21 protein-coding genes are annotated in these 25,889 nt (G+C 63.1%); 13 read left to right on the top strand and 8 right to left on the bottom strand.

Annotation, left to right across the window (positions count from 1 at the left end):
* The 4 genes from aaeB to ridA all read left to right on the top strand — a co-directional run bounded on the left by aaeB (window position 1) and on the right by ridA (window position 4,231).
* Window positions 1-1,947 carry a p-hydroxybenzoic acid efflux pump subunit AaeB gene (gene aaeB / locus BRD58_RS16135; protein WP_073383747.1) on the top strand — a complete coding sequence of 649 codons (1,947 nt, stop codon included), beginning with the start codon at window positions 1-3 and terminating at the stop codon, window positions 1,945-1,947.
* 388 nt (window positions 1,948-2,335) lie between these two features.
* Window positions 2,336-3,271, top strand: coding sequence for an aspartate carbamoyltransferase (gene pyrB, locus BRD58_RS16130; protein ID WP_012849937.1), 936 nt, complete (start codon window positions 2,336-2,338; stop codon window positions 3,269-3,271).
* 12 nt (window positions 3,272-3,283) lie between these two features.
* The gene (pyrI, locus tag BRD58_RS16125) at window positions 3,284-3,745 is read left to right on the top strand and encodes an aspartate carbamoyltransferase regulatory subunit (RefSeq protein WP_012849936.1); all 462 of its coding nucleotides are present in this window, start codon (window positions 3,284-3,286) and stop codon (window positions 3,743-3,745) included.
* A 99-nt stretch (window positions 3,746-3,844) separates the two neighbouring features.
* A complete protein-coding gene (ridA, locus tag BRD58_RS16120) occupies window positions 3,845-4,231 on the top strand; it encodes a 2-iminobutanoate/2-iminopropanoate deaminase (RefSeq protein ID WP_012849935.1) in 387 nt (128 codons plus the stop codon).
* Window positions 4,232-4,343: 112 nt separating this feature from the next.
* Here the strand turns inward: ridA and kch are convergent, their stop codons facing one another.
* From kch to BRD58_RS16100, 4 genes are all read right to left on the bottom strand, one after another.
* Entirely contained in the window at window positions 4,344-5,630 is a 1,287-nt protein-coding gene (gene kch / locus BRD58_RS16115) for a voltage-gated potassium channel protein (protein WP_015462374.1), read from the bottom strand.
* A 99-nt stretch (window positions 5,631-5,729) separates the two neighbouring features.
* On the bottom strand, window positions 5,730-7,628 hold the full coding sequence (gene selB / locus BRD58_RS16110) for a selenocysteine-specific translation elongation factor (RefSeq protein WP_012849933.1): 1,899 nt from the start codon (window positions 7,626-7,628) through the stop codon (window positions 5,730-5,732).
* Window positions 7,625-9,016, bottom strand: coding sequence for an L-seryl-tRNA(Sec) selenium transferase (selA, locus tag BRD58_RS16105; RefSeq protein WP_015462372.1), 1,392 nt, complete (start codon window positions 9,014-9,016; stop codon window positions 7,625-7,627). The genes selB and selA overlap by 4 nt, the downstream gene beginning before the upstream one ends.
* Window positions 9,017-9,090: 74 nt before the next feature.
* Window positions 9,091-9,702, bottom strand: a complete 612-nt coding sequence (locus BRD58_RS16100) for a glutathione S-transferase (protein WP_012849931.1) — start codon at window positions 9,700-9,702, stop codon at window positions 9,091-9,093.
* A 262-nt stretch (window positions 9,703-9,964) separates the two neighbouring features.
* Between BRD58_RS16100 and BRD58_RS16095 the strand changes: the two genes are divergently transcribed.
* On the top strand, window positions 9,965-10,600 hold the full coding sequence (locus tag BRD58_RS16095; RefSeq protein ID WP_012849930.1) for a hypothetical protein: 636 nt from the start codon (window positions 9,965-9,967) through the stop codon (window positions 10,598-10,600).
* Between the two features lie 51 nt (window positions 10,601-10,651).
* Here BRD58_RS16095 and glpQ read toward each other — a convergent pair whose 3' ends face one another.
* Both glpQ and glpT read right to left on the bottom strand, forming a co-directional pair.
* Window positions 10,652-11,731, bottom strand: a complete 1,080-nt coding sequence (gene glpQ, locus BRD58_RS16090; RefSeq protein WP_012849929.1) for a glycerophosphodiester phosphodiesterase — start codon at window positions 11,729-11,731, stop codon at window positions 10,652-10,654.
* Between the two features lie 128 nt (window positions 11,732-11,859).
* Window positions 11,860-13,212, bottom strand: coding sequence for a glycerol-3-phosphate transporter (glpT, locus tag BRD58_RS16085; protein WP_012849928.1), 1,353 nt, complete (start codon window positions 13,210-13,212; stop codon window positions 11,860-11,862).
* 424 nt (window positions 13,213-13,636) lie between these two features.
* Between glpT and glpA the strand changes: the two genes are divergently transcribed.
* The 4 genes from glpA (at window position 13,637) to BRD58_RS16065 (ending at window position 18,438) form a co-directional block, all read left to right on the top strand.
* Window positions 13,637-15,286 carry an anaerobic glycerol-3-phosphate dehydrogenase subunit A gene (gene glpA / locus BRD58_RS16080; RefSeq protein WP_012849927.1) on the top strand — a complete coding sequence of 550 codons (1,650 nt, stop codon included), beginning with the start codon at window positions 13,637-13,639 and terminating at the stop codon, window positions 15,284-15,286.
* A complete protein-coding gene (gene glpB, locus BRD58_RS16075; RefSeq protein ID WP_012849926.1) occupies window positions 15,276-16,538 on the top strand; it encodes a glycerol-3-phosphate dehydrogenase subunit GlpB in 1,263 nt (420 codons plus the stop codon). Before glpA ends, glpB begins: the two co-directional genes overlap by 11 nt.
* Window positions 16,538-17,737 carry an anaerobic glycerol-3-phosphate dehydrogenase subunit GlpC gene (glpC, locus tag BRD58_RS16070; RefSeq protein ID WP_012849925.1) on the top strand — a complete coding sequence of 400 codons (1,200 nt, stop codon included), beginning with the start codon at window positions 16,538-16,540 and terminating at the stop codon, window positions 17,735-17,737. Before glpB ends, glpC begins: the two co-directional genes overlap by 1 nt.
* A gap of 218 nt (window positions 17,738-17,955) precedes the next feature.
* Window positions 17,956-18,438 carry a YhcH/YjgK/YiaL family protein gene (locus tag BRD58_RS16065; RefSeq protein ID WP_012849924.1) on the top strand — a complete coding sequence of 161 codons (483 nt, stop codon included), beginning with the start codon at window positions 17,956-17,958 and terminating at the stop codon, window positions 18,436-18,438.
* 67 nt (window positions 18,439-18,505) lie between these two features.
* On the opposite strand, the gene argF is transcribed toward BRD58_RS16065, so the two are convergent.
* Window positions 18,506-19,507, bottom strand: coding sequence for an ornithine carbamoyltransferase (argF, locus tag BRD58_RS16060; protein WP_073383744.1), 1,002 nt, complete (start codon window positions 19,505-19,507; stop codon window positions 18,506-18,508).
* Window positions 19,508-19,677: 170 nt separating this feature from the next.
* On the opposite strand from argF, the gene rraB reads away from it, so the two are divergent.
* On the top strand, window positions 19,678-20,109 hold the full coding sequence (rraB, locus tag BRD58_RS16055) for a ribonuclease E inhibitor RraB (RefSeq protein WP_012849922.1): 432 nt from the start codon (window positions 19,678-19,680) through the stop codon (window positions 20,107-20,109).
* A 123-nt stretch (window positions 20,110-20,232) separates the two neighbouring features.
* On the opposite strand, the gene BRD58_RS16050 is transcribed toward rraB, so the two are convergent.
* Entirely contained in the window at window positions 20,233-21,681 is a 1,449-nt protein-coding gene (locus BRD58_RS16050) for a sigma-54 interaction domain-containing protein (protein ID WP_073383739.1), read from the bottom strand.
* Between the two features lie 216 nt (window positions 21,682-21,897).
* On the opposite strand from BRD58_RS16050, the gene BRD58_RS16045 reads away from it, so the two are divergent.
* The 3 genes from BRD58_RS16045 to BRD58_RS16035 are packed head-to-tail and all read left to right on the top strand — an operon-like array spanning window position 21,898 to window position 25,878.
* Window positions 21,898-23,295: an ornithine/lysine decarboxylase DokD gene (locus BRD58_RS16045; protein WP_012849920.1), complete on the top strand. Its 1,398-nt coding sequence runs from the start codon at window positions 21,898-21,900 to the stop codon at window positions 23,293-23,295.
* Between the two features lie 56 nt (window positions 23,296-23,351).
* Entirely contained in the window at window positions 23,352-24,773 is a 1,422-nt protein-coding gene (locus BRD58_RS16040) for an APC family permease (RefSeq protein WP_012849919.1), read from the top strand.
* Between the two features lies 1 nt (window position 24,774).
* Window positions 24,775-25,878 (top strand): alanine/ornithine racemase family PLP-dependent enzyme, encoded by a 1,104-nt coding sequence (locus BRD58_RS16035; protein ID WP_073383736.1) that lies wholly within the window; start codon window positions 24,775-24,777, stop codon window positions 25,876-25,878.
* Window positions 25,879-25,889 lie beyond the last annotated feature (11 nt).

Raw genomic sequence — 25,889 nt, 5'->3', positions numbered from 1 at the left:
ATGCTGCATCCACGCGTGATCCGCCTGCGCTTCGCCTGCAAGCTGACGCTGGCGATCGTTCTGTCGCTGCTGCTCGGGTTCTATTTCGGCCTGCAGACGCCGCGCTGGTCGGCGCTGACCGCCGCGCTGGTGGCCGCCGGACCGGCCTTTGCCGCCGGTGGTGAGCCCTTTGCCGGCGCCATTCGCTACCGCGGCTGGCTGCGTATCATCGGCACGGTGCTGGGCTCCCTGTGCGCGCTGCTGCTGATGATGCTGTTGATCCGCGCGCCGTTGCTGATGATCTTGCTGTGCTGCCTGTGGGCGGGCGTCTGCACCTGGCTGTCGTCGCTGGTGCGTATGGAGAACGCCTATGCGCTGGGGCTGTCCGGCTATACGGCGCTGATCATCGTCGTCTCCTGCCTCGGCGAGCCGCAGTTTATCCTGCAGCTGGCCCTGGAGCGCTGTGGCGAGATCGTGCTGGGGATCGCCTGCGCGGTGCTGGCCGATACGCTGCTGGCGCCGCGCTCGGTCAAGGGCGAGGTGGATCGCGTCGTCGGTGGCATGCTGCTCGGTCAGCTATGCCTGCTGCAGCGCTGCGTCGACGGGCGCGACAGCGACGCCGTCGATCGAAGCTGGCATGGGCTGATCCGGGAGAGCCATACGCTGGAGGGGATGCGCGCCAGCCTGGCGCTGGAGTCATCTCGCTGGCCGCGCGCCTGCCGCCGGCTGGCGGCGCTGCACACCCTGTCGCTGACCCTGATCACCCGGGCCTGTGAAATTTTTCTGACCCAGCGCCAGACGCCGACGGCGCTGCCGGCGCCGTTTTTGACCCTGATAGCCGCCCCGGTAAAGACGCCTACGGAGGCCTATCAGCGCTTAAAACAGCTGCGTCGCCTGCTGGCGGCGCACGGGGGACATCAGCTGCCGCCCGCGCTGATCGGCTGGATCGACGGCGCCAGCCAGCTGCAGCTATTGGCCAAAGGCGTGGCGAGCAACGTCCGTATCGGGCGGCATGAGGCGGCGATCCTCGCGCATGACGCCGCGCCGCGCCAGATCTACTCCGCCCAGGGGCACCATGCGCTGATCAATGGCCTGCGCACCTGGCTGGCCACCTCGCTGGGCGCGCTATTTTGGCTATGGAGCGGCTGGAACGCGGGCAGCGGCTGCATGATCATGATCGCGGTAGTGACCTCGCTGGCGGTGCGCACCCCCAATCCGCGGATGGCGGCGATCGACTTCTTGATGGGCTCACTGGTGGCGTTGCCGGTCGGTGCGCTGTATTACACGGTGATCCTCCCCGCCACCCAGCAAAGCCTGGTGCTGCTGTGCCTGAGCCTGGGCGCGCTGACCTTTATCTGCGGGATGGAGGTACAAAAGCGCCGTTTGGGATCGCTGGGAACGCTGGCCTCGACCCTGAATATTCTGGTGCTCAGCAACCCGATGCGTTTTCCGATCGAGAGCTTTGTCGACAGCGCCATCGGCCAGGTGATCGGCTGCCTGTTGGCGCTGGTGGTGCTGCTGGCGGTGCGCGATCGGTCGCGCGCCCGCACCGGTCGAACGCTGATGCGGCGTCTGGCGTTCGGCGCGGTGGCGGCCCTGCGGGGAGAGGGGACGCGCGGCAATCTGCTGCCGGCCCTCTACCGCCAGCTGTTCTTGCTGCTGACGCTGTTTCCCGATGATATCGGGCGTTACCGCCTGGCGCTGACGCTGATCGTCCTGCAGCAGCGTTTGGCGCACTCGGCGCTGCCGTGCGACGCCGAGCGGCTGCGCGCGATCGATGCGGCGGCAACCCGGCTGTTGACCGGGCGCGGTGCGGCGCGACGCCGCGGCGCCCTGCTACAGCTGACGACGGGGCTGAGCGACTATGCCGATGCGCTGGTGCGGCAGGGGGCCGCCGGTGCCGCGCTGCAGCCGCTGTATCAGCTTGCCGATGTGCTGCACCGATACCGCGGCGTGCTGCTGGGATAGCGTCGGCGTTAACCTGAGCGGCGCTCGCGCCGGTGCGAGGATTACTCAAATGGGCGCTTTATTAATCGGGTAACCGTTTGCGCTAAATCAATCTCCGGGGAAGAATGTGCTTGCGGCGAGGCGATCGCTGAGTATAATGCCGGACAATTTGCCGGGAGACAGCATGAGAAACAGCGTTGGCTATTGTGGTTTATCGGTCGTGATGCGACCGAAGACTCTGCCCCATCAGGGCAGCCAGCGGCCGTTTTTCTCCCGTCGCATTCTCGATCGTAGAAAACCCCTCATTTGAGGGGTTTTTTTTGCCCGTAATACGGCAAGTTGAAAAATTAACCCGAGTGAACCGTATGCCCGCGCCGTGCGACGTCGGCGCCAGAACAGGAGAACACCAATGGCCAATCCCTTGTATCTAAAAGACATTATCTCCATCAACGATCTGAGTCGCCGCGAGCTTGAGCTGGTGCTGGACACCGCCGCTCGCCTGAAGGCCACGCCGCAGCCGGAGCTGCTGCGCCACAAGGTGATCGCCAGCCTGTTCTTTGAGGCCTCCACCCGTACCCGCCTCTCTTTTGAAACCGCGATGCACCGCCTGGGCGCCTCGGTGGTCGGCTTTGCCGACAGCAGCAACACCTCTCTGGGCAAGAAGGGGGAGACGCTGGCGGATACCATCTCGGTGATCGGCACCTACGTCGACGCCATCGTGATGCGCCACCCGCAGGAGGGGGCCGCCCGTCTGGCCACGGAGTTCTGCGGTCGCATTCCGGTGGTCAACGCCGGCGACGGTGCCAACCAGCACCCGACCCAGACGCTGCTGGATCTGTTTACTATCCAGGAGACCCAGGGGCGCCTGAACAACATCAACATCGCCATGGTTGGCGACCTGAAGTATGGCCGCACCGTGCACTCCCTGACCCAGGCGCTGGCCAAGTTTGAGGGTAACCGCTTCTTCTTCATCGCCCCGCAGGCGCTGGCGATGCCGGACTATATCCTGACCATGCTGGAGGAGAAGGGGATCGCCTACAGCCTGCATGAAACCCTTGAAGAGGTGATGCCACAGCTGGATATTCTGTACATGACCCGAGTACAGAAAGAGCGTCTGGACTCCTCCGAGTACGCCAACGTGAAGTCGCAGTTCATTCTGCGCGCCGCGATGCTGGAGGGAGCGCGCGATAACCTGAAGGTGCTGCATCCGCTGCCGCGTATCGACGAGATCACCCCCGACGTCGACGCTACCCCCTATGCCTACTATTTCCAGCAGGCGGGCAACGGTATCTTTGCCCGTCAGGCGCTGCTGGCCCTGATCCTCAACGCTGAACTGAATTTCTAAGGGAGAAACGAAATGACTCACGACAACAAACTGCAGGTTGAAGCGATTAAATGCGGCACCGTCATTGACCATATCCCGGCGCACGTCGGCTTTAAGCTGCTGACCCTGTTCAAGCTGACGGAGACCGATCGGCGGGTCACCATCGGCCTGAATCTGCCCTCTAACGCGCAGGGCAGCAAGGATCTGATCAAGATTGAGGATGTCTTTCTCAGCGAGGAGCAGGTGAACCAGCTGGCGATTTACGCCCCGCGCGCCACGGTCAACTGCATTGAGAACTACAGCGTGGTGCGCAAGATGGTGCCGAGCCTGCCGGAGCGTATCGACAGCGTGCTGACCTGCCCCAACAGCAACTGCATCAGCCGCAGCGAGCCGGTGTGCTCCAGCTTCAGCGTGCGCGCCCGCGCCGGCGAGGTGCTGCTTAAGTGTAAGTATTGTGAGAAAGAGTTTGAGCATCACGCCGTGATGGAACAGTGATCCGGCAGGGTGGGATTTGCCGTGCGGGCTCCTTATAATGGGGCCTGGTTACCGTAGTCCCGCGGTAACGTCACATCCTACCATCCTTAAGGAGCAGATATGTCTGGTACCATCAGCACTGAGCACGCACCGGCCGCCATTGGGCCTTATGTACAGGGCGTTGATCTGGGCAACATGATCATCACCTCCGGCCAGATCCCGGTTGACCCGAAAACCGGTCTGGTTGCGGACGATGTGGCCGCCCAGGCCCGTCAGTCGCTGGAAAACGTGAAAGCGATCGTTGAAGCCGCCGGCCTGAGCGTGGCCAGCATCGTGAAGACGACCGTATTCGTTAAAGATCTGAATGACTTTGCGACGGTGAACGCCACCTATGAAGCATTCTTTAATGAGCACAGCGCGCCGTTCCCGGCCCGCTCCTGCGTTGAAGTGGCCCGCCTGCCGAAAGATGTGAAGATCGAAATCGAAGCTATCGCGCTGCGTCGCTGATGCTTATCGGTCAGCCCGGATGGGCTGACCGCTGCGTTATTTTCCCCATCGCTTTCCCCCGCCGATTGGCGGTCTCCCGCAGCGGCGATGGCGCCGTGACGGGGTGGGGGGGTCAGTCCTGCTCTCCTGCTACCTCGGCATTGCCAAAGAACAGCTGCGTAATCAGCTTGTTGTCGATGGCCTCGCCGCTCAGCGTACGTACCAGCAGCTCGCTGCCCAGCAGCTGCAGCGAGAACACCATATCCGGCTGTACCCGCTTGATCTTTTGCAGATGCTTACTGGCGTTGACCAGCGAAATGGTCTTGGTGGCGCCGCCGGCCACCTCCTTGGCGGCCAGGACGATAAAGGCGTTTTCCGCATCGTCCTCGCGCAGCGCCAGAATGTACAGCGCGCGCGGGGCGCCGGCCTCCGTCAGCACCTGCGCGCTGGAGGGATCGCCGACCACCACGTCGGCATCCTGCGGATACTCGTGGGCGATGCCCATCGGGACGATGGCGGTGATCGCATCGCCGCGCTCCTTCAGCCCGTTGTAAATACTGAGCGCCAGCGGCGACGCGCCGGCGATAATAAAGTGGTTTTTCCGCATCACGTGAGAGATCCTGCCTTTAACCATGCGTTTAAGGTTGCCGCCGATCACCGGACCGATGATGGCGCTGATTGACGTGGCGAAGACCGTAATCCCCATCACGATCACCGAGATGGTGAACAGCCGCGCGGTGGCGGTATAGGGAACGATATCGCCAAAGCCGACGGTGGACATGCTGACGACCGAAAAGTAGAACGCGGTGACCACGTCCAGGATCGGCGGCTTGAACTCGTCGCCCAGATACAGCGCGCCAAAGATGGCGTAGATCAGCAACGAGGCAAAGCTGACCAGGGCAAACAGGCTACCGGCGGCCAGGCTGGCCCGGTCAAAGCGCTCCCAGTAGCGGATCAGCAGGGCGATCAGAACCAGGGTATACAGCGTCAGGTTATGGCTGTAGTCCTCCAGGTTGGTCAGCGAGATATCCTGCCAGTTCCACGCCCGGAGATCGTGCCACAGCAGGCGCACCAGATCCTGCGCCTGCCAGATGGGCAGACTGGGATCCTGGATCAGCGACAGCACGGCGATGGCGATCAGCAGCAGCAGGGTAAACGCCCAGGCGACGCGCGCCCGCAGCAGCAGGCCGATGGACATCAGGATCAGCGCGACGCCGAGCATGACCCGCGGGATCTCCAGCAGGTTAACTACGGAGAGCGCCTCTTTCCAGCTGTGGAATGTCTGTAGGGCGCCGGGAACATAGCGGAATGCCTGAATGACGACCGGTTCGGCAAACAGGTAGCCCTCCAGGGCGACCAGCAGCGCTAGGCACCACGAGGGCTTGAACAGGCTATACACGCGGTGGAACAGTTTTTTCATAGCAATGCGCGGTAGAGGAATAATAAAAAAGTGTAACGCGAATGGGCGAAGATGGATAGGGAGAGCGGGCGGCGCCGCGCGCCCCCGCCCCCGCCATGCTCAGCGGCAATCCTCCGGCGCCGACGCGCGCTCATCGCGACAGAACAGAGCGCTATCGCGCAGCAGATGGTCGTTGGCGCGCCGCCGGGTGAAGCCGCAGCGGTCGAAGAACTCCAGGATCTGCACCGCCAGCTTACGGCCAACGCCGAGCTGATCGCGGAAGTCGGCCGCGCTGGTGCTGCCCTGGCTGCGATCCAGTCGGCGGATCAGCTCGGCAAACTGGTAGAGCCGTTCGCTGCGGTAGTAGCGATCGCGCACCACGGCGGTGATGTGTCCGAGCAGCGCCGCCTGGCGCAGCGTTTGGCGCATCTCATCCTCGTCGGCGTTTAGGGCATTGGCCAGATCGCGCACCCACCACGGATCGTCGGCGAACAGCGGCTGCGCCCGCTGCCACAGCGCCTGCTGCGGCGGCGTCATGGCCAGGCTGTGCTGCGGCAGGTGCAGCCAGCCGCGGCTGTTGCACAGCGCGCCCTCGGCCAGCAGCTCGCCAATCAGATGAAATACCAGCGTCTCTGCCTCGGTCGGCAGCGCCATGCGCCGCAGGCGGGCGCGCCCGACGCCCAGCTGATCGCCGTGCTGCTCATGGTAGTGCGCTAGGGTTTCCAGCAGCCGCTGGCGCAGCCGCGCCGCCGTCGCGCGGGAGAGCAGGTGATCGCCGACCACCAGCAGATCGTCCTGCGCCAGCAGCGCTCGGCAGGCGTCTTCCGTTAGCTGGCGCGCCCAGGCCAGGCTGGCGATGCTCAGGGTGCCTGAGGGCAGGCGTAGGCTGAGCGCCTCGCGATCGCCGCGGGCCTGCGCCAGGTGACGCAGGGTCGCCAAAAAGGCGGGCTGACGCTTGCCGCGGCGCGGCGCCTCCAGCTGAAGCACCCGCGCCGCGCCCAGGGTGTGGCGCGCGGCGATGTCGCGCAGGATCAGGGTGTCACCCTCGGCCAGCCAGAGGGGCGCGTCGAGCACCAGTTCGGCCAGGATCGGCACCTGCGGCGCGGCGGCGGTTTCCAGCAGCGAGAGGCGCCCGGTGATATGGCGCGCGGCGTGGTGGAGATGCAGCGGCTGCCAGTGCTGCAGCGGGGCGATGCCGTCGACGGCGACCAGCACCCGCTGGGCCGCCGGTACGGCGGGCCGCTGCGCCAGCAGCCAGTCGCCGCGCTGGATCTGGCTTTTCTCTACGTCGCCGCTGAGGTTCAGCGCCACGCGCTGACCGGCCTGCGCCTGCTGCGCCTCTCGGTTTTGGGCGTGCAGGGTGCGTACCCGCACCGCCTTATCGCAGCCGGTCAGCCACAGCGTATCGCCGCAGCGTACCGTTCCGGCCAGCGCCGTGCCGGTGACCACCAGACCGCTGCCCTTGACGCTGAAGGCGCGATCGATGGCCAGACGGAAGCGCCGATCGGCCTGCGGCGGGGCCGCGCTCAGCGCCAGCAGATGGCGGCGCAGCGCCTCGATCCCCTGACCGCTCAGGGCGTCGGTTTCGAACAGCGCCGCGTCGGGCCAGCCCTGCTCCGCCAGCAGCGCCTGCACCTGCTCGCGCACCTGGGCCCGCCGCGGCGCATCGGCCCGATCGGATTTGGTCAGCGCTACGGTCAAACCGGGGCGTCCGGCCAGGCGCAGCAGCAGCAGGTGTTCGCGGGTCTGGGCCATCACGCCGTCGTCGCAGGCGACCACCAGCAGCGCCTGTGGAATGCCGCCGATGCCGGCCAGCATATTGGCCAGAAATTTTTCATGTCCCGGAACGTCAATAAACCCCAGCACCCGCCCATCCGCCAGCGGCAGATAGGCATAGCCGAGATCGATGGTCATGCCGCGGCGCTTCTCTTCCGGCAGGCGATCGGTGTCGATGCCGGTCAGGGCGCGCAGCAGGGTGGTCTTGCCGTGGTCAACGTGTCCTGCGGTGGCGATGATCATTGGCACAGCTCCTGGAGCAGCGCCTGCTCATCGTCCAGACAGCGAAGATCGAGCCACAGTTTGCCCTCTTGCAGGCGTCCGATAACCGGGCGAGGCAGCGCGCGCCAGCGCTCGGCCAGCGCCGTCAGGGTGCCGCCGCGACCGTCGCGGGGGGTCAGGGTGAGCGCATGGCTCGGTAGGCGATCCACCGGCAGCGAGCCGCTGCCGATCTGTGACAGGCAGGGCTCCAGCGTCAGGATGAACGCCGCCTCATAGCGCGGGCGCAGGCGGGCCAGCAGCCGCTCGCCGCAGGCGGCGATTTCGCTCGCCTCTCGCGTCAGGTGGCGCAGGGTGGGCAGCGCCTGGCGCAGCTTCTCCGGCTGCTGGTACAGCTGCAGCGTGGCGTCCAGCGCCGCCAGCGTCATCTTGCCGCAGCGCAGGGCGCGCTTGAGCGGATGGCGCTGCAGGCGGCGGATCAGCTCTCGGCGGCCAACGATGATCCCCGCCTGGGGGCCGCCGAGCAGCTTGTCGCCGGAGAAGCTGACCAGATCGACGCCGTCGGCCAGCATGCGCTGTGGCATCGGCTCGGCCGGCAGGCCGTAGCTGGCCATGTCCAGCAGCGATCCGCTGCCGAGGTCGCTGATGACCGGCAGGCCATATTCGTGGCCCAGGGCGGCCAGCTCGGCCTCGCTGACGGCGGCGGTGAAGCCCGCGATCGCGTAGTTGCTGGTGTGCACCTTCATCAATAGCGCGCTGTGCTCGTCGATGGCCTGGCGGTAGTCGTGCAGGTGGGTGCGGTTGGTGGTGCCGACCTCGCGCAGACGGCATCCCGCCTGGGTCATGACGTCGGGAATACGGAACGCGCCGCCGATTTCCACCAGCTCGCCGCGCGAGACGATCACGTCGCGCCCCGGTGCCAGGGTCGCCAGCATCAGCAGCACCGCCGCCGCGTTGTTGTTAACGATACAGGCGTCTTCGGCGCCGGTCAGGGCGCACAGCCGATCGGCGATCGCGCGATCGCGGTGGCCGCGCCCCGCGTCGTCCAGATCGTACTCCAGGGTGACCGGGGCGCTCATCGCCTCGGCCGCCGCCGCGATCGCCGGATCGGGCAGTAGCGCCCGGCCCAGGTTGGTGTGCAGGACGGTGCCGGTCAGGTTAAAGACCCGGCGCAGGGCCGGTCGCAGCGTCTCGGCCAGGCGCTGGGCGCAGGCCTGTCCCCAGTCGGTGCACCAGTCGGGCAGCGCCTGCTGCCGCTGGACGGCGTGACGGGCCTGCTGCTGCAGCGAGCGCAGGGTCTGGGTTACCAGCTGACTGCCATACTGCGCCTGTAGGGCTGCGCACGCGGGCGTGCGCAGCAGGGTATCGATCGCGGGGATTTGGCTGTAAAGCGCCTGATGATCTGAACTCATTGAACTGTTCCGTACCTTTATCTGCGCGGGGCGAAGGAGTCCCATGATAAAGGCTGACGGGACAGGAATACAGCCTAGTCGGCCGGCGGCACGGTGCGCAGAAAGCTGTCGCGCTGAAACAGGCGCTCCGCCAGGCGTACCAGCGCCGGGCGGCCAACGCACCAGTTGGGGCAGACGCGGCGGAAGTTGAGATAGCTCAGGCAGCAGCCGGCGGCGATATCGGCCAGGCTCAGCGTCTCGCCGCCGATCCAGCGGCCCGCGGCGACGCTGCGCTCCAGCGCATCCAGCCCGCGCAGGATCTTGTCGCGCTGACGCTGCAGCTCATGCTCATCCCGGCGTTCGGCGGGACGGCGCAGCTCTTTCACAATGGTGACCGCGGCGTCGCAGATGCCGTCGGCCAGCGCCTCGGTCTGGCGCACCCGCAGCGCCCGCTCCCCGTCGAGGGGCAGAAAGCGGGGCGTCTGCGTTAGCCTGTCGATATAGTCGGCAACGATCGGCGAGTCGAAGAAGATCTCGCCGTCGTCCGCCACCAGCGCGGGCACTTTGCCCAGCGGATTCACGTCGGGCACCCGGGAGCTGTCCAGATTGGGATTGTCGTTGACGAACTCGAAGGTCAGCTGCTTTTCCAGCAGCAGAATAAAGATTTTGCGCACGAAGGGACTGGTATAACTGCCGATCAGTTTCATACGGGCCTCCTGTTGGCTGGCTATGACGCTCCATGGCCGGATTGGCGGGGAGAACCGCCGCGACACTCAAGTATGACAGAATTTCAGCATGCTACCGGGCGCACTGCGCAATCCTTGCACAGAAAAAGCCGTTTTCAGAGGATTACCGTTTTATCAGAGCGAGTGCAGGGCGCGCGCCTGTTGTCGCCGCGGACGCCACCGTATGCTGGAGGGATCGGCGTGCGGCCACCGCGGACCCGCGCTACGGCTCAAGGAGAAGATCATGGGATATCGGGTAGTGTGCTGTCTCTGTTTCTGCTGGCTGCTGTCCGGCTGCGCCCAGGCGGGCGACGCCGACGCGCGGACGCTGATCGTGCGCGGCACCCTGAGCGCCGTTTCACCCGGCGCGCTGCAGCTGCGCGAGCGTCACGGCGGCGAGCTGGCGCTGAGGCTGACCCCCGCGACGCGTCTGTTCGGGGTGTTCAGCGCATCGCTGGACGATATCCGCCCCGGCGCATTTCTGGGGGCGGCGGCGCTGCCGCTGGCGGATGGTACGCTGGAGGCTCAGACGCTTCACCTGTTCTCCGATCGTCTGCGCGGGGCGGGCGAGGGGCATACCCCCTGGCGGCTGGTCAACGGTGAACAGGGCAGCATGACCAACGGCACCGTCGATGTCGGGGGAACCTGGCGCGGCGACGGCGACGTGGCGGGGCAGCCGTTGGTATTACGCTATGGCGGGGGGACGCAGCAGATTAGGGTCGGCCTACAGACGCCGGTGGTCTTTGTGGATTCGCTCACGCGCGGCGCGCTGCGGCCGGGGCAGGCCGCGGTGCTGATCCTGACGGCGCGCGACGGACGCGCGACGGCGGAGGTGCAGCGCGCCTTTATCGGCATTAACGGGGCGATTCCGCCCTTTTAGACGTCGTTCCCGCCGTGGAGACCGGGGCCGAGGGGCCCCGGTTCGCTGAGCTTACTGATGCTGCCCCTGCTTTTGCAGGAACTGTACGCCCTTGTCCGGGAAGTCGGTGAACACGCCGTCGACGTCGGCCTGGTTGTAGATCACGTCGTACAGCTGATTAACGTCGGTGACGTAGTCCGGCAGCTTATCGGCGCGAATGGTGTAGGGGTGGACGGCCATGTTGTTGGCGTGCGCCTCTTTCACCATCGAGGTCAGCTTGACGTTGCCCTTACGGGAGTCTTCGCTGACCAGCATGTGGTAGTCCGGGCCGATGCCGTCGGCATACTGGGCAATCTGCTTCATGGCGCCGGGCTTGAACATCCAGTCATAGCTGTAGTTGACCCAGGTGCCGTCCGGCTTCTTCTCCTGGGTTTCGTTCCAGTCGGTATAGGCGATCAGCTGCACCAGCTTGAGGTTCTGCCCCATCTTCGGCATCAGCTCGTTTTTAATTCGCTTGAGTTCGTTGGCATCGAAGCACTGTACGTAGACGTTGGCGTCTTTATTGGTATAGCCGTACTGCTTGAGCACCTGCAGCACCTTAGCGGAGATGTCCTTGCCCTCCTGCTGGTGGAACCAGGGTGCCTTGATCTCTGGGTAGATACCGATGTTCTTGCCAGTGGAGTGGTTTAGCCCCTGAACGAACTCGATCTCCTCTGCAAAGGTATGTACCCGGAAGTCCGATTTCCCCATCGGGAAGCGGCCCGGATAGCTCTGTACCTTCTTGCCGTTATCGATATCAAACCCTTCGGTGAACTTCAGGGATTTGATCTCATCCAGAGTAAAGTCGATAGCGTAGTAGCGGCCATCCTTGCGCGCACGGTCCGGGAAGCGGTCGGCGACGTCGGTGACCCGATCCAGATAGTGGTCATGCAGCACCACCAGCTGGTCGTCCTTGGTCATCACCAGATCCTGCTCCAGAAAATCGGCGCCCTGGGCGTAGGCCATGGCCTTGGCGGGCAGGGTATGCTCCGGCAGGTAGCCGCTGGCGCCGCGGTGAGCAATCACCACTTTATCGTCAGCCGCCTGGGCGCTCATTGCCAGCGTTCCGCCGAGAAGAAGCCCGGCGACAATCGCATTCATTTTGATTTTCATAGGATTATCCTTGTTTTTGGTGTTTTTTTACGCTGCGTAGGGGTAAAGAAAAGGCCGCACCCCGGGTGAGCGGCACAGCCTTGGTTCAACGGCGGCAGCGCGCAGGGCGCCGCCGCAATCGCGTGCTATCAGCCTCTCTTGGCTTCCAGATCGCGGTGGTGTTTGGTTTCGTTGATCATCACGACCAACAGCAGAACCACGGCGAGGATGCTGCCGCCGATCATCACCATAAAGCCGCCGTCCCAGCCAAAGTAGTCAACGGTGTAGCCGACGATGGCGCTGGCCGCCACGGAGCCGCCCAGGTAACCGAACAGGCCGGTGAAGCCCGCCGCGGTACCGGCCGCTTTCTTCGGCGCCAGCTCCAGGGCGTGCAGGCCGATCAGCATGACCGGACCGTAGATCAGGAAGCCGATGATGATCATACAGGCCATATCGACGTTGGGGTTGCCCGCCGGGTTGAGCCAGTAAACGATGGTGGCAATGGTCACCAGGGTCATGAAGAACACGCCGGTGGCGCCGCGGTTGCCGCGGAAGACCTTGTCAGACATCCAGCCGCAGATCAGGGTGCCGGGGATACCCGCGTACTCATACAGGAAGTAGGCCCAGGAGGACTTATCCAGCGCGAAGTGCTTCACCTCTTTCAGGTAGGTCGGTGACCAGTCCAGGATGCCATAGCGCAGCAGATAGACGAACACGTTGGCGATGGCGATGTACCACAGCAGCTTGTTGGGGAAGACATACTGCATGAAAATCTGCTTGGCGGTCAGCTCTTGCTCTGCCTTGTCGGAGTAGTCGTCTGGATAGTCGTTCTTATACTCTTCGATAGGCGGCAGGCCGCAGGACTGCGGGGTATCGCGCATCATGCCAAAGGCGAACAGGGCGACCAGAATGGCGGCGAAGGCCGGCATGTACAGCGCGGCGTGCCAGTCGTTGAACCAGGCCATCCCCAGCAGGAACAGCAGCGGCGGCAGCCCCCCGCCCACGTTATGGGCGCAGTTCCATACCGATACGATACTGCCGCGCTCCTTCTGCGACCACCAGTGCACCATGGTACGGCCACACGGCGGCCACCCCATGCCCTGGAACCAGCCGCACAGGAACAGCAGCACGAACATGGTCATGATGCTGGAGGTTGCCCACGGCACGAAGCCCATCACCAGCATGACGACGGCGGCCAGGATCAGACCGGCCGGCAGGAAGACGCGCGGGTTGGAGCGGTCAGAGACGGAGCCCATGATGAACTTGGAGAAGCCGTAGGCGATGGAGATGCCGGAGAGGGCAAAGCCGAGATCGCCGCGCGAGAACCCTTGCTCGACCAGATAAGGCATCGCGAGGGTGAAGTTTTTACGCACCAGATAGTAAGCGGCATAGCCAAAGAAAATCCCCATAAAAATCTGCCAGCGCAGGCGGCGGTAGGTCGGGTCTACCTGCGCATCCGGCAGCCGCGGTTTATGCGCCGCGGGCTTAAACATGCTTAACATAAATATCTCCGATGACTGTTATTGTTTGTACTGTCTCAATCCGCTTCCCCAGTGAATGCGGTTAAGGCACACCCTATGCTTATCAAGAGAAAAGACGCACATCCACCGGCGTAGGGGGCGAGTGGATATACCGTCTGTTTTCATTTTCGAGCGCAGGATAGGCAATTGCGAGCGTCGATACTGTGAGAGATCGCTCATATTGTTACAGTTTTATGAATTTGATATACAAATTAACCGATTGAGTAAAAAACAACGGTTATTTGTATGATTAAAGCGTGTCTGTAGAGTGATTTTGATCACATTGATGAGCTTTTGTGGTCTGGTTATTTTCGTTTTGTGCGCGTATTTGCTCCTTATCAAACATTTTATCGCCGCACTATGGCCTACTAGCGTCATTACTACTCATTTGGCTTGGGAGCCACTCATGTTACAGAGCCCCGCATCACAGGAAACTGACGTCGTCATTATCGGCGGCGGCGCCACCGGCGCCGGCATCGCCCGTGACTGCGCGCGCCGCGGCCTGCGTTGCATTCTGCTGGAGCGCCACGACATCGCCACCGGCGCGACCGGCCGTAACCATGGTTTGCTGCACAGCGGCGCCCGTTATGCGGTGACCGACGGTGAGTCCGCGCGCGAATGTATTGAAGAGAACCGTATTCTTAAGCGCATCGCCCGCCACTGCGTCGAGCGCACCGACGGACTGTTCATCACGCTGCCGGAAGACGATCTGGCCTATCAGCCGCGCTTTATTGAAGCCTGCCGCGCCGCGGGTATCGATGCCGAAGCCATCGACCCGGCCGAGGCGCTGCGCCTGGAGCCTGCCGCCAACCCGGCTCTACTGGGCGCGGTGCGCGTGCCGGACGGCACCGTCGATCCTTTCCGTCTGACGGCGGCCAACATGCTGGATGCGCGTGAGCACGGCGCCCAGGCGCTGACCTATCATGAGGTGTGCGGACTGCTGCGCCAGGGCGATCGGGTGACCGGCGTGCGCGTTCTCGACCATAAATCGCGCCAGCGCTACGACATTCACGCACAGATCGTGGTAAACGCTGCCGGGATCTGGGGGCAGCACATCGCCGAGTATGCCGATCTGCGTATCAAGATGTTCCCGGCCAAAGGGGCGCTGCTGATCCTGGGCCACCGTATCAACAACATGGTGATCAACCGCTGCCGCAAGCCGGCGGACGCCGATATTCTGGTGCCGGGCGATACCATCTCGCTGATCGGCACCACCTCGACCCACGTCGATTATGATCAGATAGACAACATGATCGTCACGCCGCAGGAGGTGGATGTCCTGATCCGTGAAGGGGAGAAGCTGGCGCCCAAGCTGGCGGCGACCCGTATTCTGCGCGCCTACGCCGGGGTGCGTCCGCTGGTGGCCAGCGACGACGATCCGAGCGGGCGTAACGTCAGCCGCGGTATCGTGCTGCTGGATCACGCGGCGCGCGACGGGCTGGAGGGCTTTATCACCATTACCGGCGGTAAGCTGATGACCTATCGCCTGATGGCCGAGTGGGCCACCGATAAGGTCTGTGAAAAGCTGGGCGTCTCCACCCCCTGTACCACCGCCAGCGAGCCGCTGCCCGGCTCTGAGCAGTCGGCTGAAGAGACGCTGCGCAAGGTGGTTTCGCTGCCGGCGCCGATCCGCGGCTCGGCGGTTTACCGCCACGGCGATCGCGCCGATCGCCTGCTGAACGGCGATCGCCTCAATAGTAGCCTGGTGTGCGAATGCGAGGCGGTGACCGCCGGCGAGGTGCGCTATGCGGTGGATTCGCTGACGGTGAATAACCTGGTGGATCTGCGCCGTCGCACCCGCGTGGGGATGGGCACCTGTCAGGGCGAGCTGTGCGCCTGCCGCGCGGCCGGATTGCTGAACCGATTTAAGGTCACCACGCCGCAGCAGTCTATCGATCAGCTGTCCCACTTCTTGAACGAACGCTGGAAGGGGATCCGTCCGATCGCCTGGGGCGATGCACTGCGCGAAAGCGAATTTACCAGTTGGGTTTACCAAGGGCTGTGCGGGATGGACGCCGCGCTGCCGCAGCGCGGGGAGAGCGACGATGAAATTTGATACCCTCATGATCGGCGGCGGCCTGGCCGGACTGGCCTGCGGCATTCGCCTGGCCGAGGCCGGGCAGCGCTGCGCTATCGTCAGCGCCGGGCAGAGTGCGCTGCACTTCTCCTCCGGCTCCTTTGATCTGCTGTCGCGCCTGCCGGACGGAACGCCGGTTACCGCGCCGCGCGCGGCGATTGATGAGCTGCAGCGCCAGGCGCCGCAGCACCCCTATAGCCTGATGGGCACCGAGCGATTTTCCCGCTACGCCGTTGAGGCCGAGCGCCTGCTGGAGCGCAGCGGACTCGCGCTGGTGGGCGACCATCAGCGTAACCACCTGCGGGTCACCCCCCTGGGCACCCGCCGTCTGACCTGGCTGAGCCCGCATGAGGTGCCGGTGAGCGACGTGGACGCCGCGCTGCCGTGGCGGCGTATCCTGGTGGCCGGTATCGAAGGGTTTCTCGATTTTCAGCCGCAGCTGGTGGCCAGCTCTCTGCAGGAGCAGGGAGCCGAGTGCGAGGTGGTCGAGCTGACGCTGCCGGCGCTGGATCGCCTGCGCGGCAACCCCAGCGAGTTCCGCGCGGTCAACATTGCGCGGGTGCTCGACGTGGCGGAGAACCGCCGCCTGCTGGCCGAGGAGCTGAATCGTCATGGGGCGCAGGCGGATGCCATCCTGATGCCCGCCTGCGTCGGCGTGGACTGCGACGATGCGCTGGCGCAGCTGCGTGCGGCGGTCGCTCGCCCGCTGATGCTGCTGCCGACCCTGCCGCCGTCGGTGCTGGGGATCCATATTCACCAGCAGCTGCGCCGTCGTTTTCAGGCGCTGGGCGGCCTGATCATGCCGGGGGATACGGTGCTGCGCGCGGAGTATGAGAATAACCGCGTGGCCCGTGTGTACACCCGCAATCACGGCGATATTCCGCTGCGTCCGCGTCATGTGGTGTTGGCCAGCGGCAGCTTCTTCAGCAACGGGCTGCGCGCCGACTTCGGCGGCGTGCGTGAGCCGGTGTTCGGGCTGGACGTCATCTCGGCCGCCGATCGCAGTGACTGGTGCAGCGAGTCGATGTTCGCGCCGCAGCCGTACCTGCAGTTCGGGGTGCGCGGCGACGCCGAGCAGCGTGCCGCCGTCAACGGCGCCGTCGTTAATAACCTGTATGCCGCCGGCGCCGTGCTGGGCGGCTATGATCCGATCCATCAGGGCTGCGGCGCCGGGGTTTCCCTGCTCACCGCCCTGCACGCCGCGCAACAGATTCTGGCGGAGGACGCGTAATGAGCCTGCCTGCTGATAACAGCTTTGAACAATGTATCAAGTGCACCGTGTGCACCACCTATTGCCCGGTCGCCAAGGTGAATCCGGCCTATCCCGGTCCAAAACAGGCGGGCCCGGACGGGGAGCGTCTGCGCCTGAAGGATCCACAGCTGTACGATGAGGCGCTGAAGTACTGTACCAACTGCAAGCGCTGCGAAGTGGCCTGTCCGTCCGACGTGAAGATCGGCGACATCATTCTGCGCGCCAAGAATCAGTACGGTAACCATAAGCCCAAGCTGCGCGACGCCATCCTCAGCCATACCGATCTGATGGGCACCCTCTCTACGCCGTTTGCGCCGCTGATCAACGCCACCACCGGCCTGAAGCCGGTGCGTCAGCTGCTGGATAAGGCGCTGAAGATCGACCACCGCCGCGAACTGCCTAAATACTCTCATGGCACCTTCCGCAGCTGGATGCGCAAGCAGAGCGCGGAGCAGGCGCGCTTTAGTGAGCAGGTGGCGTTCTTCCACGGCTGCTACGTGAACTACAACCATCCGCAGCTGGGTAAGGATCTGGTACGGGTGTTTAACGCCATGGATATCGGGGTACAGCTGCTGTCGCGTGAGAAGTGCTGCGGCGTACCGCTGGTGGCCAACGGCTTTATCGATCAGGCCAAGAAACAGGCGCGGGTGAACGCCGACTCCCTGAGCGAGGCGGTGCTGGAGAAGGGGCTGCCGGTGGTGGCGACCTCCTCAAGCTGCACCTTTATGCTGCGCGACGAGTACCCGCACGTGCTGGATATCGATACCACGCCGGTGCGCGATCGGGTCGAGCTGGCGACCCGCCATCTCTACCGTTTGCTCGACGGCGGACGCACGCTGCCCCTGAAGCCGCTGAACCTGAAGATCGCCTACCATACGCCGTGCCATATGGAGCGGATGGGTTGGGCGCCCTATACCCTGGCGCTGCTGCAGATGATCCCGGGCGTAGAGCTTATTATTCTGGACTCGCAGTGCTGCGGTATCGCCGGGACCTACGGTTTCAAGAAGGAGAACTATGAGACCGCACAGGGCATCGGCGCCGGGCTGTTCCGCCAGATCGAAGCCAGCGGCGTGGATCTGGTGGTCACCGACTGTGAAACCTGTAAATGGCAGATCGAAATGTCCACCAGCAAGCGCTGCGAACATCCGATCTCCCTGCTGGCCCAGGCGCTGGCGTAGCCTATCGGCGCCCCGTCGGTGACGGGGCCGCTCTGTATCATCGTGCTTTTCTTGTTATTACTGCCTGTTAGAGTGAGTGTCCCTGTTGGGTCCCGGCCTGCGCCGGGACCTTTTTTTCTTTCTGACGCCCCTGCCATAAATGTGGCGAACGGCGCAGTTACGTCGTCGTCTCCTGGTTAAAATAAAACGCAGTTTTATAAACAAGGGAATGACGAGTCATGTTAACCGGTAACGTTCACTATCTGGATCAAATGCCGTATCTGCCGGCCGCGCTGCGCCAGGCGATTGAGTATGTGATGGCCAACTTCAGCGCCGAAACGCCGGCGGGACGCTATGAAATTGATGCGCAGCGCCAGTTCGTGCTGATCGCCCACGACGATACGGCGCCGGCCGAAACGCGCCGCGCCGAATACCACGCCCGCTACCTGGATATCCAGATCGTGCTGGAGGGGCAAGAGGGCATGGGCTTTAGCAATCTGGCGCCGGGCGTAGCCGGGGAAGATCTGCTGGCGGAGAAGGATATCGCTTTCCTGCCGGTGGGCGCGGGCGGTCTGCAGGAGAAGCAGCTGGCGCTGTGCGCGGGCGATTTTGTGGTGTTCTATCCCGGCGAGGTGCACAAGCCGCTGTGCGCGCTGGGTGAGCCGGCGCGAGTGCGCAAGGCGGTGATCAAGTTGGACGCGCAGGCGCTCGGCCTGCTGTAGCGGTCACGGCGGCCAGCGGCGGTGACCGCTGGCTCGCGCGGCGCACGGTCTCTGACGCCGCGCGCCGTTATTCGCCCAGGGTCGCCACCATCACCGCCTTGATGGTATGCAGGCGGTTTTCCGCCTGATCGAAGACGATGCTGTGGGGCGATTCAAACACCTCATCGGTCACCTCAATCCCGCCGTGCAGCCCATATTGCTCGGCCATCTGCTGGCCTACGCCGGTCATCTCGTCGTGGAAGGCGGGCAGGCAGTGCAGGAATTTTACCTGCGGGTTGCCGCTCAGCTGTAGCGTTTGCATGTTGACCTGATACGGCAGCAGCTGGGTAATGCGCTCTTGCCAGACCGATTTGGGCTCGCCCATGGAGACCCACACATCGGTATACAGGAAGTCGGCGCCCTGTACCCCTTCGGCGACGTCCTCCGTCAGCACCAGCTTCGCTCCGGTCTGCTGCGCGATGGCCTGGCACTGGGCGATCAGCTCGGCCTCCGGCCAGTAGGCCTTGGGCGCGACCAGGCGCAGCTCCATCCCCATCAGCGCGGCGCCCTCCAGCAGTGAGTTGCCCATGTTATTGCGCGCATCGCCCAGATAGGCCAGCTTCATGGCGGAAAGGGGCTTGGCGCAGTGTTCGCCCATGGTGAGGAAGTCCGCCAAGATCTGCGTGGGGTGAAACTCATCGGTCAGGCCGTTCCACACCGGGACACCGGCGTAGTGCGCCAGGGTTTCCACCACCTGCTGACCAAAGCCGCGGTATTGGATGGCGTCATACAGCCTGCCGAGCACCCGCGCGCTGTCCTTGATCGACTCTTTATGGCCTATCTGGCTGCCGCTGGGGCCGAGGTAGGTGACGTGGGCGCCCTGATCGTAGGCGGCCACCTCAAAGGAGCAGCGGGTGCGGGTGGAGTCCTTTTCAAAGATCAGCGCGATGTTTTTTCCCCGCAGACGAGGGCGTTCGCATCCCTGTTTTTTGGCCTGCTTCAGCTCGGTAGCCAGATTGAGTAGATATGCAATTTGCTGCGGGGTGAAATCCAGTAACCTCAGGAAGTGCTGCTGATTAAGCTGATCCATATGGCTCATCTCCGTCTGTGGGGGTATGTTGTGATGAATTTGTATTCACATTATGTGTATTAAAATTCATTTTCAACCCCCGAGCGTGAAATATTGTATTTTCTTGAGTGGTGAGGCGCCGTCGCCTGTGGGAGAATGCGCCAAAGGCTTAGCGATTGAGGATCAGTGAAATGGCAAACCGAGAGCTGCTGGAAGAACAGCGTGAAGAAACCCGCATGATTATTGAGGAGCTGCTGGACGACGGCAGCGATCCGGACGCGCTGTACACCATTGAGCACCACCTGTCGGCGGAGAGCTTTGAGGTGCTGGAGCAGGCCGCCGTAGAGGCGTTCAAGCTGGGCTACGAAGTGACCGACGCCGAGGAGCTGGAGGTTGAAGAGGGCATCCTGCTGATGTGCTGCGATGTGATCAGTGAAGTGGGTCTGAACGCCGAGACCATCGATGCTCAGGTCGAGCAGCTGATCGCCCTGGCGGAAAAACACGGCGTCAGCTACGACGGCTGGGGAACCTATTTTGAGGATCCGGACGGCGAAGAGGGTGACGACGGCGAGGAGTACGACGAAGAGGCGATCGATGAGGACGACGACGGTCGTCGCCATTGAGATCGACGCCGATCGCGATCGGACTAACGGGAGCCTGCGGGCTCCCGCTTTTTTTTGTCTGTAGCCTCCCCCGGCGAGGCAGGGCGCGTCCCGCGAGGCGCCCGCGGTAACCTCCCTTTTGCGTTAGCCTAGCGTCTCAATGACCCCCAGATGGATCGCGTATTTGTGCACCTTGTACTGCAGGGTAGTGCGTGAGAGCCCCAGGCTGCGCGCCGCCTGGGCGATGCAGCCGTTGCTGTGGTTGAGGGCCTGGACTATCTGGTCGCGCTCATAGCGTGCGATCCGCTGGGCCAGATTGCCCGCTTCCTGGGCGGTCGGATACGCGCCGGGCGGCGGCTCGACGGGGGGCGGTGGACATGCGCCGCGCGACGGGATCATGCTCTGCGCCTCTTCATAGTAGGCGATGCAGTCGAGGGGGCCGTCGTGATCCTGCATGATCATGCTGCGCACGATGGTGTTTTCCAGCATGCGTACGTTGCCGGGCCAGCGCCGGCGCAGCAGGGTATCCTGGGCTGCCTTGGCGATGCCGTGGATGCGGTGCACCACGTCGTTGCGGTATTTCGTGAGGAAGTGGTTCGCCAGCAGCAGAATGTCGGACGGCCTCGCGGAGAGCGGCGGCAGCGCGAGCATACCGACGCTCAGGCGATAGAACAGATCGGCCCGCAGCCTTCCCTGCTCTATCAGGGCGGCGGGCGCCTCGTTCATCGCCGCCACAATGCGCACGTCCGACTGTTTCTGCTGGCTGCCGCCCAGCTTCCAGTAGGTTTTATCCTGGAGAAAGCGCAACAGCTTGCTCTGCATCTCCAGCGGCATGGCGTTGAGCTCATCCAGGAACAGGGTGCCGCCGTCGGCCAGCTCCAGATACCCCTTGCTGTTCTCCGCGCCGGTAAAGGCGCCTTTGACGGTGCCGAACAGCGTGCTCTCGATCAGGGTCGACGGCAGGGCGCCGCAGTTCAGGGCGATAAAGGGGCGCTCCGCCCGCGGGCTGCAGCGGTGGATCAGTCGGGAAAACAGCTCCTTACCGGTTCCTGTCTCGCCGACGATGATCACCGGCACGTTGCTCTGCGCCAGGCGTTTTCCTTTGTCGATCAGCGCCAGCGTCGCCGGATCCTGGGTAATGATGGCATGGCTGTCCTCGTCGGGTGCGGCGTAAAGACGCTGGTTCAGCTCGACGACCTGCTCCTGCAGGCGGCGTACGCCCGACATATCGCGGCCAATCTCGATGGCACCCACCATGCTGCCGTCGCGGGCGTACAGCGGCGCCGTCGTATGCTGATAGTCGACCGCTCGCCCACGGGCGTTGTAGTACACCTGGTAGTTCCCCACGTACTCAACGCCGCTTTTCAGTGAGCACAGCATGGTGCTCTGACTCTCTTTCATTCGCGGGTAGACGGCCAGTATATGGCGGCCCAGGGCACACTCTGCGCTGCAGCCGTCCAGCTCTGCGCTTTCCTGGTTGTAGTACACGTAGCGGCCCTGCTCATCGATGATGGCGAGGGGCTGATGAATCAGGTCGAAAAATCGCGCAAACATGCTGAGTGCGCTGCGGAGATCCGGGTTGACTGACGGCATGGTGCATTTTCCTTGGGTTGACTGCCGGGCGCCTGCGTACGGGGCGCCGAATTTTCGGCGCTACGACGAAAAACAGACCGACCGACCAATGTTTGGCAAGGCGATTTTATTTTATCTATTTGATTTTTAATGATTTAAAAACTGGCACGTGCGTTGCTATAGCATTGCTATCGATACGATATCAATCAATATTATCCACAGCAATCAGAGGTTTTTATGTCAGATAATGTTATTAAAAACTATAACCAGTTGCGTCATAACGTAATTGAACACGACCGTCGCTTTAGCGCCCGCGGCGGTAAGCTGTGCTTTGAGGGACAGGATGTCACCGCGCTGGCGAAGAAGTATGGCACCCCCTTCTACGTATTCTCCGAGGCGGAGATCGTGCGCAATATCCGCGAGATCGAGCAGGCCTTTTCCGCCCATCCAAACACCAAAACCTTCTTCGCCTCCAAAACCTGCTCCGTGATGGGAGTGCTGCAGGCGATCCGCGACGCCGGGATCTGCGCCGAGGCCAACTCGCAGTATGAGGTGCGCAAGTGCCTCGAGGTCGGCTTTCGCGGCGATCAGATCGTGTTTAACGGGGTGGTGAAAAAGCCGGAGGATCTGGAGTACGCCATCGCCAACGATCTGTACCTGATCAACGTCGACAGCCTGTATGAGCTGGACCATATCGATGCGATTTCCCGCCGCCTGAAGAAGACCGCCAACGTGTGCGTACGCGTCGAGCCGAACGTGCCGTCCGCCACCCACGCCGAGCTGGTCACCGCATTCCACGCCAAGTCGGGCCTGGATCTGGAGCAGGCCGAAGAGACCTGCCGCCGTATCCTGGCGATGCCCTACGTGCATCTGCGCGGCCTGCACATGCACGTGGGCGATCAGGTGCCGGAGGCGGAGCCGTTTGCCAAAGCGACCCGCGTGCTGGTGGACGAATCCCGCCGTCTGGAGCAGGTGCTGGGGATCACGTTCGATCTGATCAACGTCGGCGGCGGCATCCCGGTGCCGTACAAGTACGATGAAGAGAACGGCGATCCGCTCAAGGACAACATGTACGCCGGGATCACCGCGCAGGACTTTGCCGATGCCGTCATCAGCGAGGTGCACAAGTGGCGCACCGACGTGCAGATCTGTATCGAGCCGGGGCGCAAGGTGACCGGTTCGGCGGCGGTTCTGCTGACGGAGGTGGCCTGCGAGAAGCGTAAGACCAACTACGATGTGGACGGTAACGTGGAGTGCCACGTGGAGTGGAAGTTTGTCGACGCCGGCTACAGCGTCCTTTCCGACAGCCAGCACTTTGACTGGTTCTTCTATGTCTATAACGCCTCGCGCATCACCGAAGCGCACGATCGCTACATCAAGCTGGCGGGTCCGCTGTGCGACGGCGGTGACTACTTCCACGTCGGCGTGAAGGGCGAGGAGTTTCTGATGCCGCACGACACGGCGATCGGCGACGTCGTCGCATTCCTGGACGCCGGCGCCTACTCGATCGAAAGCCAGACGGTCTATAACAACCGTCCGCGCACCGCGGTGGTGATGATCGATCGTCAGGGCAATGATCGCCTGATCCGTCGTGAGGACAGCTACGAAGACATGGTCAAGTACGACATTTATTAATCTGCACGGGGGGCCGCGGCTCCCCTTTTCTGTTTTCTCTGGCTCTGGAGATGTCCATGAGTACTCAAGACACCAGTAAGCTCGGCATCAAAGACATTGTTTTTATGAATGTCATTGCCATTCTGAGCCTGCGGCAGATCCCCAACGTCGCCCCCTATGGCGCCTCGGCCATGCTGCTGTGGGTGATCGCCGCATTTTGCCTGTTTTTCCCGTTAGCCATGGTCTGCGGCGAGCTGTCGACCGGCTGGCCGAAGGATGGCGGTATCTTCGTCTGGATCAAGGAGGCCTTTGGTAAACGCATCGCCTGGATTGTCGTGGTCTGTTTCCTGTTCTCCTGCGTGCTGTTTTTCCCCCTGATGCTGCAGTTTGGCTTCACGGCCCTCGGCTATATGTTCAGCGCTTCGCTGGCGGAGAATAAGATCTTCATCGGCGTCGGATCGATGGTGATCTTCTGGCTGCTGACCCTGATGAATATCCGCGGTATGCAGTGGACCAAGATCATCAACAGCGTCAGCGCCTGGTGCGGGGTCTTTATCCCGTCGGCGATCCTTATCCTGCTGGCGATCGTCTGGCTGGCGACCGGCCACCCGATGCAGACCGACTACGCCACGCCCGCCAACTGGGTGCCGGATCTGAGCCACTGGGACACCATCGTCTTTCTCTCCAGCATGATGTTTGCCTTTGCCGGTCTGGAGGTGGCGCCGATGATCGCCGGGCGCACCCGCAACCCGCAGCGTGACTTCCCGCGCGCCATGGCGTTTTCTGCCGCGGTGATCGTCGGCATCTACATGGTGGGCACCTGGGCGCTGAATACCCTGCTGCCGGCCGGGCAGACCGATATCGTCGCCGGCGTGATGCAGGCCATGCGCTCCGCCGCCAATACCCTGCATATGCCGTGGCTGCTGCCGGTCATGGCCATCTGTATGTTCTTTGGCGCCCTGGGGCAAATCAACTCCTGGCTGGTCGGGCCCATCTACATGCTGCAGGAGGCCTCGCGTGAGGATAACCTGCTGGGCGAGCGCATCGGGCGTCTGCACCCCAAATACCAGACGCCGGCGTTTGCCTTAGTCTGGCAGGCCATCATCGTGACGGTGCTGTGCTTCTCGACCTTTGTTTCGCCGAGCGTCGCCGCCGCCTACTGGATGCTGACCGCGCTGACGACCATCACCTACTTTATCCCCTATCTGGTGATGTTCCCGGCCTTTTATCGCCTGCGCATCACCCAGCCGGATACCCCGCGCAGCTTCCGTATTCCGGGACGCGTCCTGCCGATCGTGCTGCCGGCGCTGGGCTTTATCTCTATCGCCTTTGCCGTATGCCTGCTGTTTATCCCGCCGTCACAGATTGACATGGGCGGCTATATGCAGTACGCCGGCAAGATTATTGGCGGCGCGGTGCTGGCCGTGGTCGTGGCGGAGCTGATTTATCACCGCGCGCAGCGGCGCAATGCGAAGTTACTGAGTGAGGGAGCAAAATAAGATGTATATGCCAACGCTAGAGATAGATCTGCGCAAGCTGCGCGACAATGCCCGCACCGAGGTGACGCTGCTGGGCGAGCAGGGGATCGAGGTCATGGCGGTCAACAAAGTGTTTGACGGCTGCCCGGAGACCGCCCGCGCCGTCGTGGAGGGGGGGATTCGCGTGGTCGCCGAGTCGCGCACCTATAACCTGAAGAAGATCCGCGCAACCGGCTGCACCACCTGCCTGCTGCGCAGCCCCTGCCTGAGCGAGATAGAAGAGGTCGTACGCTACGCCGATATCAGCTTAAACAGCGAGCCCGCGGTGCTGCAGGCTCTCTCCGCCGAGGCGCTGCGTCAGGACAAGGTGCATCAGGTGCTGCTGATGGTGGATATGGGCGATCTGCGCGAGGGGATCTGGTTTGAGCACTATGCGCAGATCCTGGAGACGGTGCGGCTGATAGCGTCGCTGCCGGGGCTGGCGCTGTACGGGCTGGGCACCAACTTCAACTGCTATGGCACGGTGCTGCCGACGGTGGAAAACGGCGAGCGTTTCCAGGCCATCGCTCGGCGTCTGGAGAGCGACTGCGGCATCGCCGTACGCCGTCTGTCGGCCGGCAACTGCACCAGCGTCCATCTGCTGGACAAGGGCATTTGGCCGCAGGGGCTGAACCACCTGCGCATCGGCGGGCTGCATGAGTTCGGCATCGAATATGTCGACATGAAGTATCTGGCGGCGTTTCACCACTCGACCAAACCGGTGGCGCGGGCCTGCTCGGATATGTATCTGCTGCACGCCGAGATCATCGAGCTGAACAGCAAGCCGACGGTGCCGGTTGGCGAGCTGGGGGTCGATGCCTTCCTGCAGAGCAAGACCTTTGTCGATAAGGGCACCCGCCGCCGCGCGCTGCTGGCCTTTGGCCGTCAGGATGTGCCGGCGGAAAACTGTACGCCCTGCAACGACGCCATCACGCTGCTGGGACAGACCAGCGACCATACGCTGGTGGATATCGAGGATTGCGATGAGGCGCTGAAGGTCGGGGACAGCATCAGCTTTGAGCTGGACTATACCGGGCTGTTGATGGCCTGTCAGACCACGGGCGTGCAGCGCCGTTTTAAAGGATGAGCCAGAGGCCA

The organism is Edwardsiella piscicida (genome assembly GCF_001896205.1).
Classification (GTDB): domain Bacteria; phylum Pseudomonadota; class Gammaproteobacteria; order Enterobacterales; family Enterobacteriaceae; genus Edwardsiella; species Edwardsiella piscicida.
Note: the sequence above shows the minus strand (reverse complement) of the source record. Positions and strands in the feature narration are given on the sequence as shown.